This is a genomic window from Portibacter marinus (assembly GCF_021533195.1).
Classification (GTDB): domain Bacteria; phylum Bacteroidota; class Bacteroidia; order Chitinophagales; family Saprospiraceae; genus Portibacter; species Portibacter marinus.
The window spans coordinates 503,616-517,225 of the sequence record NZ_JAJNKB010000002.1 but is presented as its reverse complement, the minus strand read 5'-3'; the positions used below and the strand labels follow the sequence as shown (position 1 = coordinate 517,225).

Below are 13,610 nucleotides of genomic sequence, written 5' to 3'. Positions count from 1 at the left end.
CTAAATCTAATAAAACCTAATTAACACCTAACTTACTTTCATAAGTTTAATAGATCACGGTTTAGTTTAATTATTAAATCATTTTAATAATGGACTACCTAAACACTTTAAAACTTAAGCATATAGTATTATGCTTTATCTTATTTGTTTCTTTTAATACTTTTGGTCAGAGCTACGCAGATTGTGAAGATCCTCAATCAGTTGAAGATACGGAGTGCCTGAGTACATTGGATCTATGTATAGATTATGCTAATATAGGCCCGGATGACTACGTGGACATTTTTGTAACATTAAACGACAATATCATTGTCGATCCGTGTGGTATTTCTGTAAACAACGATGCGCAGTATGGTACTGTAGAAAAAATCACAGAGAACGGGGAATGTTATGTTCGTTACACTGTGACTGACCCTAATTACGAAATCAGAGATAGTTTCACTTATAATTATTGCTATGAAGCTTTATGTGATTACCCAATGAATTATTGTGAAGGTGGAGGAAAAATTTGGACAATGCAAATTCAATACACCGGCGAAGAAGATAACGTAGCCGCAGTTGTAAAGGGAAAAGAAGGTCCGAATTCAAATCCATTCGATACCATATACGGATTATCAACTGGCGATATCTTTTTTGTAGATGGTACTGATCTTGGAAAAAATCAAACTGAATGGCTTTTTACATTTTACACCAATAATACAATTTCGGCGGCAAATGTTTTCAGTACGGCGCAGGTTCATACATCCTGTTCAGAAGATATCTTTGGAGTAGACTTTGGTGTGTTCACACCTATTAAAGGTTGTGTTGCATCAAAAAATGACAAACTTCAATGTATAGATTTCTCTAATCCCGACGCAGTACCAGGAAATTTTACCATTGCTCCCCAAGTATACTGTGATCAGACCTATGTGGTTGTTCTTCTTGATGGTGTAGGACTTCTTCCGATCGACTTCGGTTCTGTTACTGGAAGAGCAATCAGCAGCAACAATTTGATCACCTGGTCTATTGATGCCGTAGTTGGTGAAGAATATTTAATTCTACAAAGTTCATCGAATGGTGTTGCATGGTCGGATATTATGAAAACCAAGAATCCTCAAATTGGTGAATTTAAGTTTCTAGACAAAAATGTTGATTCTGAAATCACCTATTACAGATTCAAGATGATCTCATTTAACGGTGATGACACTTATTCCAGGTCCATAAAAGTTGCGAACAAGCAAATAAAGGATAAAGGTGTAACAGTTTTTCCTAATCCTGTGAAAGACGTTGTTAACTTTAAATCAGAGTTTAAAATACAATCTGTTAGAATTCTTAATGTTAGTGGACAAGTTGTTCATGTTCAAAATATAGAAGCACATCAAGCTGATATCAATACACAATTACTGGGTATTGATGCCGGTATCTACTACATGGAATTTAATGTTGAAAATCAGGAAAGAGTAATAAAGAAACTATCTATTTTTTAGATTATAAAGATACTTTGAGTAAGTAAAAAAAGGCTGTCTCTTCATGAGATGGCCTTTTTTTTATAGCGAGTCATTTATCAATAAATCTTAAGAAGAGCGTTTAAGCATTAAATAGATATAAAGGCTTTCAGAGATGACATCGAGATGACCACCATAATCGCTTTTAATAATAGACTTTATAGGGAGGATCATATTTAAGAAGTGCGATCATAACCTTGCAATTTATAGATATCTTATCGATAATAGCTCCCAAGCTTTCAGGCGCAATGCTGATCAATTCCAATAATATCTTGGATATTTGGCTCATTGCAAAGAAGTTGACCAGACATTTATCATATAATAGTTGGTTAAATTACAACCCTTCCTTTATATCAACGATATTGCAAAGTGAACACTTCCCATAACTTTTGATTCCCGGCAAACTACAGATCATATTAGAGCACAATCTATTCATAATGAAAAGAAAGTAGCTCATTAAGAATTAGGCTGCCAAAAAAAAAGCTGCTCAGTAATACTACTGAACAGCTTTTAAATTATATCACTTGAAGATTGGAACCTAGTCCAACAAACTTACCTCTTCAAGCTCTTCTTCACCATTGTCCTTCCTTGGTTCAACGTATAGATTTCTGTACTTTTTCAATCCAGTACCTGCAGGTATCTTCTTACCTACAATTACATTCTCTTTAAGTCCATCTAATCCATCTCTCTTGGCACCAATTGCAGCGGTACTTAAAACTTTGGTAGTCTCCTGGAATGATGCAGCTGAAATCCAGCTGGACACACCCAGTGACGACTTAGTAATACCTTGAAGCACTGGCTTAGAAGTTGCAGGAATGGCATCTCTCCATTCTACTGTCTTCATGTCATTTCTTTTAAGTAAAGAGTTCTCTTCTCTTAACTGTCTAAGAGTGACCAATTGACCAGCTTTCAAATTGGTAGACTCGCCCGGATCAGTAATGAACTTCTTGTCATAAATCCAATCATTCTGCTCTAAGAATTCATGTCGTTCTACAGCTTCGCCTTCTAAGAAAACAGTGTCACCTGCATCTTCGATTTGTAGTCTCTTCATCATCTGTCTGACGATCACCTCGATATGCTTATCATTGATATCGATACCTTGAGATCTATAAACCTCTTGAATTTCATTCACCAAATAGTACTGAACTGCAAATGGACCCTTGATTTTAAGAATGTCTGCTGGAGAAATAGAACCATCTGACAATGGCATTCCTGCTCTAACAAAATCACCTTCCTGAACCAATATGTGCTTAGAAAGCCCAATCAGATATTTCTTCCTCTGATTCGTTTTCTCATCTTCTACAAAGACTTCCCTGTTTCCTCTTTTGATCTTTCCGAAAGAAACTATTCCATCGATCTCTGCAGTTGTAGCAGGATTAGAAGGATTCCTGGCTTCGAACAATTCAGTTACCCTTGGAAGACCACCGGTAATATCCTGTACGCCTCCCAGTTTACGAGGAATCTTTACAATTTTATCACCAGCCTTCACTTCTGCGCCATCTTCTATAGAGATATAGGCACCTACAGGTAAGTTATAACTCTTCAATTCCTCACCAGAAGTCGATAAGATTTTGATGGTTGGAATCTTCTTTTTGTTTTTAGATTCAACCACAACCTTTTCAGCAAATCCAGTCTGATCATCTCTTTCTATTCTGTAAGTCTGGCCTTCTTCGATAGCTTCAAATTGAGCAATACCCTTGAATTCAGTAATGATCATATTGTTAAACGGATCCCAATTACAAATCACGTCTCCTTTATTAACCTTCTGTCCGTCTTTTACGAAAAGTGTCGCTCCATAAGGAATATATAAAGTCACATAAACTTTACCCGTTTCTGGATCCATGATTCTCACTTCACCAGATCTCGATAGCACGACATTTACTTTCTTTCCATTCTCCTCCGATTCTACGGTCTTAATGTTATCAAATTCCAATTTACCATTGAACTTAGATATCAATTCAGACTCTTGCTTGGTCACTGAAGCGATACCACCCACGTGGAAGGTACGAAGTGTCAACTGCGTTCCAGGTTCCCCAATACTTTGGGCTGCGATAATTCCTACTGCATCACCCTCTTCAGCGATTCTTCCAGAAGCAAGGTTTTTACCGTAGCACTTCACACAAACTCCAGATTTCGTTTCACAAGTTAAAACGGATCTAATCGTCACCATCTCTATACCAGCATCTTCGATTTTATCGGCAACAGGTGGACTAATATATTCGCCCGCTTTTAGAAGTACTTCATCAGTAACCGGATCTTCGACATCGTAAAGTGTATATCTTCCGATAATTCTTGCTGATAAAGTTTCTATTACCTTTTCGTTCTCCTTCAGTGCATAGGTATCAATACCTCTAAGAGTATCACAATCTTCTTCCGTAATGATGACATCCTGAGATACATCAACCAATCTTCTGGTCAGGTAACCGGCATCTGCAGTCTTTAATGCAGTATCCGCCAGACCTTTTCTCGCACCGTGTGTGGAAATAAAATATTCTAATACAGAAAGTCCATCCAGGAAGTTAGAAAGAATTGGGTTTTCAATAATCGCTCCACCTGTATCTCCTGATTTCCTTGGCTTGGCCATCAAACCTCTTAATCCACACAACTGCTTAATCTGCTGTTGAGAACCTCTCGCTCCAGAATGAAGCATCATGTATACAGAGTTGAATCCATCTTTATGCTCAGCCAACTCTGTCATCAGATTTTCAGTAATCTTATTATCTGCAAACGTCCACTTATCGATAATTTGGTTGTAACGCTCATTATTGGTAATCAGACCCATGTTGTAGTTTTCCCAAACTTCATCAACTTCTTGATTCGCATCTAAAAGCGTACTTTCTTTAGCTGTAGGATTAATTAAATCTCCAAGGTTGAATGATAATCCACCTTTAAATGACCATAAAAATCCTAATTCCTTAATCTTATCGAGGAATTCAGCTGTGATTTTGAAACTCGTTCTATCAATGATCTTACTAATTTCCTTCTTTAGGTTTTTCTTAGTAAGTAGTTCATTAATGAAGGGAACATTGGCAGGAACTGCCTCATTAAAGATCACTCTTCCTACGCTTGTTTCTATCACCTCTGGAACCAACTGTCCCAATTCATTTTCAACATTGACCCTAACTTTAATTACAGCATGAAGATCAATCTTGCCTTCATTGTATGCAATTAAAACCTCTTCAGGACTATAGAATGTCATGCCCTCGCCTTTCACATCACCTTTCTTCTTCGACTTCCTCAGTTTGGTCAGATAGTAAAGTCCCAAGACCATATCCTGTGAAGGAAGGGTGATAGGAGAACCGTTCTGAGGATTCAACATGTTATGGGAAGCCAACATTAGTACCTGAGCTTCTAATATCGCTGCATGTCCAAGTGGCACGTGCACGGCCATCTGGTCACCATCAAAATCCGCATTAAATGCTCCGCATACCAATGGGTGCAACTGAATAGCCTTTCCTTCTACCAATTTAGGCTGGAATGCCTGGATAGACAACCTGTGGAGAGTAGGAGCCCTATTCAATAGAACAGGATGACCTTTTAATATATTCTCAAGTATTTCCCAAATCACTGGATCTTTACGATCCACTAACTTCTTAGCTGACTTTACAGTCTTTACGATTCCCCTTTCGATCAATTTTCTAATTACGAAAGGCTTGAACAGCTCAGAAGCCATTCCTTTAGGAATTCCACACTCATGCAGTTTTAAGGTAGGACCTACGACGATCACTGAACGTCCGGAATAATCCACCCTTTTACCCAATAAGTTTTGTCTGAATCGACCTTGTTTTCCTTTCAAAATATCACTCAAAGACTTTAACGCCCGTCCACCTTCTGCTTTCACGGCATTAGATTTTCTGGAATTGTCAAACAATGAGTCAACTGCCTCCTGAAGCATTCTTTTCTCATTTCTAAGAATTACTTCTGGTGCTTTAATTTCTAAAAGTCTCTTAAGTCTGTTGTTTCTGATGATTACTCTACGATACAAGTCATTCAAGTCTGAAGAAGCAAATCTACCTCCATCTAATGGTACCAACGGTCTTAGTTCCGGTGGAATAATAGGCAGATATTGAATGATCGCCCATTCCGGCTTATTTTCAATACGTGTCTGTCCATCTCTGAAAGCTTCTACTACCCTCAATCTCTTTAGAGCCTCGGACTTTCTTTGCTGAGATGTTTCATTAGCAGCCTGATATCTCAGTGCAGCTGAAAGTTCATCAAGTTGTAATCTTTCCAACAACATTTTGACTGCTTCAGCACCCATGTGGGCGATGAATTTTTGAGGGTCATTGTCATCTAGCATCTGGTTTTCCTTCGGAAGACCATCTAATATCTCAAAGTACTCCTCCTCAGTAAGCAAATCTTGCTTTGCAATTCCATCTTCTTCCTTGATACCGGCCTGAATAACGACGTATCTCTCATAATAGATAATCGACTCTAATTTCTTAGAAGACAATCCCAGGAGGTAACCAATTTTGTTAGGAAGAGATTTGAAAAACCAAATATGAACAACAGGAACGACCAGTTTAATGTGTCCCATTCGCTCTCTTCTTACCTTCTTTTCGGTTACTTCTACACCACATCTGTCACATACGATTCCTTTATATCTAATTCTTTTATACTTTCCACAGTAACATTCGTAATCTTTAACAGGCCCGAATATTCGCTCGCAGAAAAGTCCATCTCTTTCTGGCTTATAAGACCGATAATTAATCGTTTCCGGCTTCAATACTTCACCATAGGATCTTTCTAGTATATCATCCGGAGAGCACAAGCTAATTGTGATCGACTCGAATGGAGCGCGTGTCTGCGTATTATTTTTTCTAAACGGCATAATGCTTTTATTTAATAATGGTGAATGAATTAGTCAAATTTGATATCCAATGCGAGCCCTTTAAGCTCATGAACCAGTACGTTAAAAGATTCCGGAACATTTGGTTCTGGTAAATTATCTCCTTTAACGATGGCCTCATATGCTTTGGCTCTTCCAATAATATCATCTGACTTAATGGTCAACAACTCTCTCAGAATGTTAGAAGCACCAAATGCCTCTAGCGCCCAAACTTCCATCTCACCAAATCTTTGTCCACCAAATTGAGCTTTACCACCAAGTGGTTGCTGTGTAATCAATGAATAAGGTCCGATTGATCTTGCATGCATCTTATCATCTACCATGTGAGATAGCTTAAGCATGTAGATCACACCTACAGTTGCCTGCTGGTGGAACCTGTCTCCTGTCTCTCCATCATATAAGTACGTTTGTCCTAGTGATGGAAGCTTTGCAGCTTGTATTTGTTCCTCGATTTCTTCTGTAGAAGCACCATCGAATATCGGGGTTGCAAATTTAAGGTCCATCTTCTTACCAGCCCAGCCGAGAACGGTTTCAAAAATTTGTCCCAAATTCATCCTTGAAGGTACACCTAGTGGGTTCAATACAATATCCACAGGAGTTCCATCTTCTAAGAAAGGCATATCCTCCTGTCTTACAATTCTGGAGACAATACCTTTATTACCGTGTCTTCCTGCCAACTTATCACCTACTTTAAGTTTACGCTTTTTAGCCATATAAACTTTAGCAAGTTTGAGTACACCAGCTGGAAGCTCATCTCCTATACTGATATTGAACTTCTCTCTCTTATACTTTCCAACTTCCTCATTGACCTTGATGCTATAATTATGTAGCGTCCTGGCGATCAAGCTATTGATCTTTTCATCCTTGGTCCAATTAGAGTAATCGACTTCATTATAGTTGATCTCTTTTAAGACTTTAGGTGAGAACTTGGTTCCTTTAGAAATCAATTCTTCATTGTAAATACTACGAACACCCTCAGAAGATTTACCTCCTGTCAGCTTCATCAATTTATCAATCAATGTCGTTTGCAACTCGTTCAACGCTACAGCGTGTTTATCCTCAAGTTTTGAAAGCAAATCTTTCTCCTGTACCTTTTGGAATTTATCTTTCTTGGCTCTGGCAAAAAGTTGCTTGTCAATGATAATACCTTTCGTTGATGGAGGTGCTTTCAATGAAGCATCTTTTACATCTCCTGCTTTGTCTCCGAAAATCGCTCTTAATAGCTTTTCTTCCGGTGTAGGATCAGACTCACCTTTAGGAGTGATTTTGCCGATGAGAATATCGCCTTCTTTAACCCAGGCACCAACTCTTATGATTCCATTTTCATCGAGATCTTTAGTTGCCTCTTCTGAAACATTCGGAATGTCATTCGTCAACTCCTCTTCTCCAAGTTTGGTATCTCTGATGTCAAGATCAAAGTTTTCAATGTGAAGAGAGGTAAAAATGTCTTCTCTTACCACTCTTTCAGAAAGCACAATCGCATCCTCAAAGTTGTAACCTTTCCAAGGCATGAAGGAAACCATCAGGTTTTGGCCCAAAGCCAATTCACCTTTCTCTGTTGCATATCCGTCACAAAGAATACTACCTTTTACAACTCTGTCTCCCTTCGCCACAATAGGTTGAAGGTTAATACAAGTACCTTGGTTGGTTCTTCTAAACTTCGTCAATGGATAAGACTTCACATTGCTTTCGAAAGAAACCAATTGCTCATCTTCATCCATATCATATTTAATAACGATTTCATTCGCGTCTACATACTCCACAACACCTTCTCCCTCTGCATTGATTAACATTCTTGAGTCTCTGGCCACTTTTCCTTCTAAGCCAGTTCCGACGATTGGCGACTGAGGCTTGATTAAAGGTACTGCCTGACGCTGCATGTTAGATCCCATCAAGGCCCTGTTCGCATCATCATTTTCAAGGAAAGGAATGAGTGAAGCAGAAACCCCCACAATCTGGTTAGGAGCTACATCCATGAATTCTACCTCTTCCGGTGTAAGAACCGGGAAATCCCCATGCTCTCTACACTTAATTCTATCAGATACGAATGCTCCTTTCTCGTTCAATATGGAGTTCGCCTGCGCTACTTTCTTGAAATCTTCTCCTTCTGCTGACAAGTATTGCCCATTTCCGGAAAGATCCACCACCCCATCACTAACAGGTCTGTATGGTGTCTCCAGGAAGCCCATTTTATTCACTTTAGCGTGTACACAGAGCGTCGAAATCAATCCAATATTTGGTCCCTCCGGCGTTTCAATGGTACATAACCTTCCATAGTGAGAATAGTGAACATCCCTTACTTCGAATCCTGCTCTTTCTCTGGAAAGTCCGCCAGGTCCCAGTGCTGAAATTCTTCTTTTGTGAGTTATTTCAGACAGCGGGTTGGTTTGATCCAGGAACTGAGACAATTGTGACGTTCCGAAAAAGGAGTTGATCACAGAAGATAACGTCCGCGCATTGATCAAATCAACCGGGGTGAAAACTTCATTATCTCTAACATTCATTCTTTCGCGAATGGTTCTGGCCATCCTTGCAAGTCCCACACCGAACTGGGCATATAATTGCTCACCTACTGTTCGTACTCTACGGTTAGAAAGGTGATCGATATCATCCAATTCAGCTTTCTGGTTGATTAAACTCACCAAATATTGAATGATTTGGATGATGTCATCCTTCGTTAAAACCAATGTTTCCTTATCGGTGTCCAGCTTTAACTTTCTATTGATCTTATATCGACCCACTTCTCCGAGATTATATCTCTTATCAGAGAAAAACAACTTGTCGATAATTCCTCGTGCTGTTTCCTCGTCTGGTGGATCAGTTCCTCTTAACTGTCTGTATATATATTGAACTGCTTCAATTTCAGAACTAGAGGGGTCCTTTTGTAAGGTATTATATATGATGGAGAAATCTTCAGCGATGTCATCTTTCTGTAGAATGATGCTATCGATATCTGCATCCATGATGAGTTTGGTATTCTCCTCATCCAGAATAACATCTCTTTCAAGAATAATCTCATTTCTTTCTATGGTTACCACCTCGCCCGTATCTTCATCCACAAAATCCTCGGACCATTTTCTCAAGACTCTTGCAGCAAGTTTTCTGCCTATAGCCTTTTTAATTTCCTTCTGAGTAACCTTGATTTCTTCCGCTAATCCAAAAATATCAAGTATTTCCTTGTCTGAATCAAATCCTATCGCTCTCAATAAGGTCGTTACAGGAAACTTCTTTTTCCTGTCAATGTAAGCATACATCACTGTATTGATATCAGTCGCAAACTCCATCCACGCGCCTTTGAACGGAATAACTCTTGCAGAGTAAATCTTTGTACCATTCGGGTGGAAAGACTGACTGAAAAATACTCCCGGTGATCTGTGTAGTTGGGAAACGATGATTCTTTCAGCACCATTTATGACAAATGTCCCTTTAGGAGTCATGTAAGGAATGTTTCCTAAGAAAACATCCTGTACAATGGTCTGGAAATCAACATGCTCTTCATCGTTACAGGATAACCTAAGCTTTGCTTTAAGGGGAACACTATAAGTTAGTCCTCTCTGCATACATTCGGCTATGCTATATCTTGGTGGATCTACGAAGTAATCCAAAAATTCCAGAACGAAGATATTTCTAGCATCCGTAATAGGAAAGTTTTCCTGAAACACTCTATACAACCCCTCGCTATTTCTATTTTCAGGTGTGGTTCCTAACTGGAAGAATTCCATAAAGGAATCCAATTGTATGTCCAATAGGTTAGGAGTTTCTGATGGAAGTTTAATTTTTCCAAAATTTACTCTTGCTTCTTCAGCAAGCAGTGCGGTTGTGTTGGATGACATATTTGAGATATTTATTATTAACCGGACTTTCCCGGAAATTGCTTCTAAACAAAAAATGATATACTAGTAAATGACGATAGGCTTAGATCGAGGTCACGCTCAATTTAAGCCATATCGCCATTTAATATGTATTGGATCTGTATTCGATCATTCAACTACTTCAACTCAACTTGAGCACCAGCAGCCTCGAGTTCAGATTTAATAGATTCAGCTTCTGCTTTAGGAACTCCTTCCTTAATAACAGCAGGTGCTCCATCTACTAAGTCTTTAGCATCTTTCAATCCTACTCCAAGAAGATTTTTTACCGCTTTTACAACAGCAAGTTTTGCACTTCCAGCAGAAGTTAACTCAATGTTAAAATCGGTTTTTTCTTCAGCAGCGTCATCGCCACCAGCAGCAGGGCCAGCAGCAACAGCAACAGCTGCAGCAGCGGGTTCAATACCGTACTCGTCTTTTAAAATGTCAGCCAGTTCACTTACATCTTTAACTGTAAGATTTACTAACTGTTCTGCAATTGCTTTTAAATCAGCCATTTTTAATTATGGTTTTAAATTTTTTAACAATAGTTGCGTATAATAAATGCTTGGAAGCCTATATTATGAAGCATCGCTTCTTTCCTGCAATGCTTTTACTAAACCAGCGATTGTATTGCCTCCGGACTGTAGTGATCCGATTACATTTTTGATCGGTGATTGTAATAACGTAACGATTTCTCCGATGAGATCTTCCTTAGACTTCAAGCTTGCCAATGCATCAATCTGATCGTCTCCTATAAAGACATCCTGATCAATATAAGCCGCCTTTAAGACTGGTCGCTCACCTTTTTTTCCTCTAAATTCTTTAATGACTTTAGCCGGGTCATTCGCTACATCTGTAAACATAAAAGCAGTAGGTCCTTTCAAGATGTCCATTAAAGGTTGGTATCCTTTACCTTCATCAAATGACTCTAGTGCTTTTTTAGCTAATGTATTTTTAACGACTTTCATTTCTATGCCTTTCGCGTAGCATAAGCCTCGAAGTCGATTCACTTGTTCTACTGTAAGTTTTGAAGAATCAGTCAAGTAAAAGAAATCACTATTACTGAACTTTTCTTTCAACTCCTCTATTGCAGCAGTTTTTTCAGTTCTATTCATTTTAATTAGTTATAACTTTACTTAATAGATTTCGGATCAATACTTATTCCAGGACTCATCGAACTTGCAACGCTTACGGACTTCATATAGTTTCCTTTCGCAGTTGCCGGCTTCATTTTAATCAATAAGCCTAACAGTTCCTGAGCATTCTGTGTCAATTTCTCTGCTGAGAATGATACTCGCCCGATGGAAGAATGTACGATTCCATATTTATCCACACGGAAAGCAATTTTACCACCTTTAACATCATTGACTGCAGATGCGACATCCATAGTTACCGTTCCCGATTTTGGATTAGGCATTAGACCTCTTGGACCTAATATCCTACCAATACGGCCTACCTGGGCCATCACGGTTGGCATTGCTATCACAACATCCACATCAGTCCATCCACCCTGGATTTTCTGAACGTATTCATCTAAGCCTGCGTAGTCCGCTCCAGCTTCTAAAGCCTCAGCTTCTTTATCAGGTGTACATAAGACCAATACGGATTTAGTTTTACCAGTACCATTAGGCAATGATACCGTTCCTCTGATCGCCTGGTCGGCTTTACGAGGATCCACGCCAAGTCTGACGTGTACATCTACGGAAGCGTCAAATTTTGTGATGTTCACATCTTTGACCAGGGCCATTGCTTCCTCTAAAGGATACAACTTATCGTTGTCTACTTTAGCTGCCGCAACTTTCCACTTCTTAGTTTGTTTTGCCATAATTTAATCTAAGGTCCAAACGTACATAACAAAGTATGCACTCCCTTGTTTTAAAAAGTTAATTAATTAATTTTCCCACGGAGGTGTTCCTTTGACTCTTAATCCCATGCTTCTCGCTGTACCTGCAACCATTTTCATAGCTGATTCCACTGCGTGAGCATTAAGATCCTCCATTTTGTCTTCTGCTATCGCCTGAACTTGGGCCCAGGTAACACTACCAACTTTCTGTCTATTTGACTCAGGAGAGCCTTTCTTAATCTTTGCTGCTTCCATCAACTGCACTGCTGCAGGTGGTGTTTTAACAACAAAATCGAAAGATTTGTCCTTGAATACAGTAATGACAACTGGTAGTAATTTACCGGCTTGATCCTGCGTCTTAGCATTAAATCGTTTACAAAACTCCATAATGTTAACACCCTTAGCACCTAATGCAGGTCCAACTGGTGGTGAAGGGTTCGCTGCCCCTCCTTTAACCTGGAGTTTTATAAAGCCTTCAATCTCTTTAGCCATTTTTGAACTATTATTTTACTCTTTTATAATTCGGCTGATCATCAGATCAACATTCATTATGATTGTTTTTCTACTTGCATGAAGTTCAGTTCCACTTCTGTTCCTCTTCCGAAGATTTTTACAATTACAGTAAGCTTCTTCTTCTCTTCATTTACTTCTTTGATGTCTCCAACGAAATCCTTGAAAGGCCCATCTATAATCTTAATGGTCTCTCCTTCCAAATAAGGTTCAATCATTGCCTCTCCCAGATCCTGTGAATCATCCACTCGACCCAGCATTCGATTAGCTTCGGAAGGCTGCATAGGAATGGGACTGTTCTTCCCCAGGAAGTGAATCACATTCGGCATATTAGCAATGGTGGTAATGATTTCTCCCGATAATTTTTTTGGATCGGCTTCCAGTAATATGTAACCCGGAAGTATATTTCTTTCCAGAATGACTTTCTTACCATTTCTAATCTTGTACACCTTTTCAGAGGGCACCAAAACCTGAGTAACAAAGTCTGACCACTTATTTCTTTGTATTTCTAATTCAATTCTCTCTTTTATCTTGCGCTCTTTTCCACTAATTACTCGGAGAGAGTACCATTTTCTGTTATCATCCATGGGTTACGGTTAAAACTTAACTTTGTAAAGATTCTGAAGAAGCACCCCATTGAATATTAGATCCATAACAAAAATGATTAGTGCAATGATAACTGAAGCTACGAGGACCAGTCGAGTACTGCTTAACAAACTTGGCCATGAAGGCCAGGTCACTTTATGTACAAGTTCATTGTAACTTTCTTTTACATATAATACTAAACCATTCATTTTTTTTCATTTTCAGGTCTTCAATCTCGTAAACAAGACTTTTCTTGTTATAAAATTGAACATCTATTAAAATTAAATTAGAAATCATTTTTTAATTTCTAATATTGAGAACTGACTTCCAGTCCTTCTAAATGGTGAGAGTTTTTCCTCCCAAATTGCAGGGGAGACAGGATTCGAACCCGCGGCCTACGGTTTTGGAGACCGCCGCTCTACCAACTGAGCTACTCCCCTATTCTGTCATTTGTAGCCATAAAGTTTAATTTTATAACCAACCCAGTGACA

At 38.9% G+C, this 13,610-nt stretch carries 9 protein-coding genes and 1 tRNA gene; 1 reads left to right on the top strand and 9 read right to left on the bottom strand.

What is annotated here, in order from left to right:
- Positions 1-89: 89 nt before the first annotated feature.
- Complete coding sequence (locus tag L2567_RS06380) at positions 90-1,463, top strand: T9SS type A sorting domain-containing protein (protein ID WP_235296913.1); 1,374 nt, start codon at positions 90-92, stop codon at positions 1,461-1,463.
- Between the two features lie 556 nt (positions 1,464-2,019).
- Here L2567_RS06380 and rpoC read toward each other — a convergent pair.
- The 9 genes from rpoC to L2567_RS06335 form a co-directional block, all read right to left on the bottom strand.
- Positions 2,020-6,312: a DNA-directed RNA polymerase subunit beta' gene (gene rpoC / locus L2567_RS06375; RefSeq protein WP_235296912.1), complete on the bottom strand. Its 4,293-nt coding sequence runs from the start codon at positions 6,310-6,312 to the stop codon at positions 2,020-2,022.
- Between the two features lie 29 nt (positions 6,313-6,341).
- Positions 6,342-10,163 carry a DNA-directed RNA polymerase subunit beta gene (gene rpoB / locus L2567_RS06370; RefSeq protein WP_235296911.1) on the bottom strand — a complete coding sequence of 1,274 codons (3,822 nt, stop codon included), beginning with the start codon at positions 10,161-10,163 and terminating at the stop codon, positions 6,342-6,344.
- A 155-nt stretch (positions 10,164-10,318) separates the two neighbouring features.
- Positions 10,319-10,696 (bottom strand): 50S ribosomal protein L7/L12, encoded by a 378-nt coding sequence (gene rplL, locus L2567_RS06365; RefSeq protein ID WP_235296910.1) that lies wholly within the window; start codon positions 10,694-10,696, stop codon positions 10,319-10,321.
- A 63-nt stretch (positions 10,697-10,759) separates the two neighbouring features.
- A complete protein-coding gene (gene rplJ, locus L2567_RS06360) occupies positions 10,760-11,296 on the bottom strand; it encodes a 50S ribosomal protein L10 (protein WP_235296909.1) in 537 nt (178 codons plus the stop codon).
- A gap of 17 nt (positions 11,297-11,313) precedes the next feature.
- On the bottom strand, positions 11,314-12,006 hold the full coding sequence (gene rplA, locus L2567_RS06355; RefSeq protein ID WP_235296908.1) for a 50S ribosomal protein L1: 693 nt from the start codon (positions 12,004-12,006) through the stop codon (positions 11,314-11,316).
- A gap of 66 nt (positions 12,007-12,072) precedes the next feature.
- Positions 12,073-12,516 carry a 50S ribosomal protein L11 gene (gene rplK, locus L2567_RS06350; RefSeq protein WP_235296907.1) on the bottom strand — a complete coding sequence of 148 codons (444 nt, stop codon included), beginning with the start codon at positions 12,514-12,516 and terminating at the stop codon, positions 12,073-12,075.
- Positions 12,517-12,572: 56 nt separating this feature from the next.
- A complete protein-coding gene (gene nusG / locus L2567_RS06345; RefSeq protein ID WP_235296906.1) occupies positions 12,573-13,121 on the bottom strand; it encodes a transcription termination/antitermination protein NusG in 549 nt (182 codons plus the stop codon).
- 9 nt (positions 13,122-13,130) lie between these two features.
- Entirely contained in the window at positions 13,131-13,328 is a 198-nt protein-coding gene (gene secE / locus L2567_RS06340) for a preprotein translocase subunit SecE (RefSeq protein ID WP_235296905.1), read from the bottom strand.
- A 158-nt stretch (positions 13,329-13,486) separates the two neighbouring features.
- A tRNA-Trp gene (locus L2567_RS06335) sits at positions 13,487-13,559 on the bottom strand.
- Positions 13,560-13,610: the final 51 nt, after the last annotated feature.

What these genes read in the sequence shown, in the direction of transcription:
- rplJ (WP_235296909.1), bottom strand. Translation starts at nt 11,296, where the DNA reads ATGAATAGAACTGAAAAAACTGCTGCAATAGAGGAGTTGAAAGAAAAG.
- rplL (WP_235296910.1), bottom strand. Translation starts at nt 10,696, where the DNA reads ATGGCTGATTTAAAAGCAATTGCAGAACAGTTAGTAAATCTTACAGTT.
- nusG (WP_235296906.1), bottom strand. Translation starts at nt 13,121, where the DNA reads ATGGATGATAACAGAAAATGGTACTCTCTCCGAGTAATTAGTGGAAAA.
- L2567_RS06380 (WP_235296913.1), top strand. Translation starts at nt 90, where the DNA reads ATGGACTACCTAAACACTTTAAAACTTAAGCATATAGTATTATGCTTT.
- secE (WP_235296905.1), bottom strand. Translation starts at nt 13,328, where the DNA reads ATGAATGGTTTAGTATTATATGTAAAAGAAAGTTACAATGAACTTGTA.
- rpoB (WP_235296911.1), bottom strand. Translation starts at nt 10,163, where the DNA reads ATGTCATCCAACACAACCGCACTGCTTGCTGAAGAAGCAAGAGTAAAT.
- rplA (WP_235296908.1), bottom strand. Translation starts at nt 12,006, where the DNA reads ATGGCAAAACAAACTAAGAAGTGGAAAGTTGCGGCAGCTAAAGTAGAC.
- rpoC (WP_235296912.1), bottom strand. Translation starts at nt 6,312, where the DNA reads ATGCCGTTTAGAAAAAATAATACGCAGACACGCGCTCCATTCGAGTCG.
- rplK (WP_235296907.1), bottom strand. Translation starts at nt 12,516, where the DNA reads ATGGCTAAAGAGATTGAAGGCTTTATAAAACTCCAGGTTAAAGGAGGG.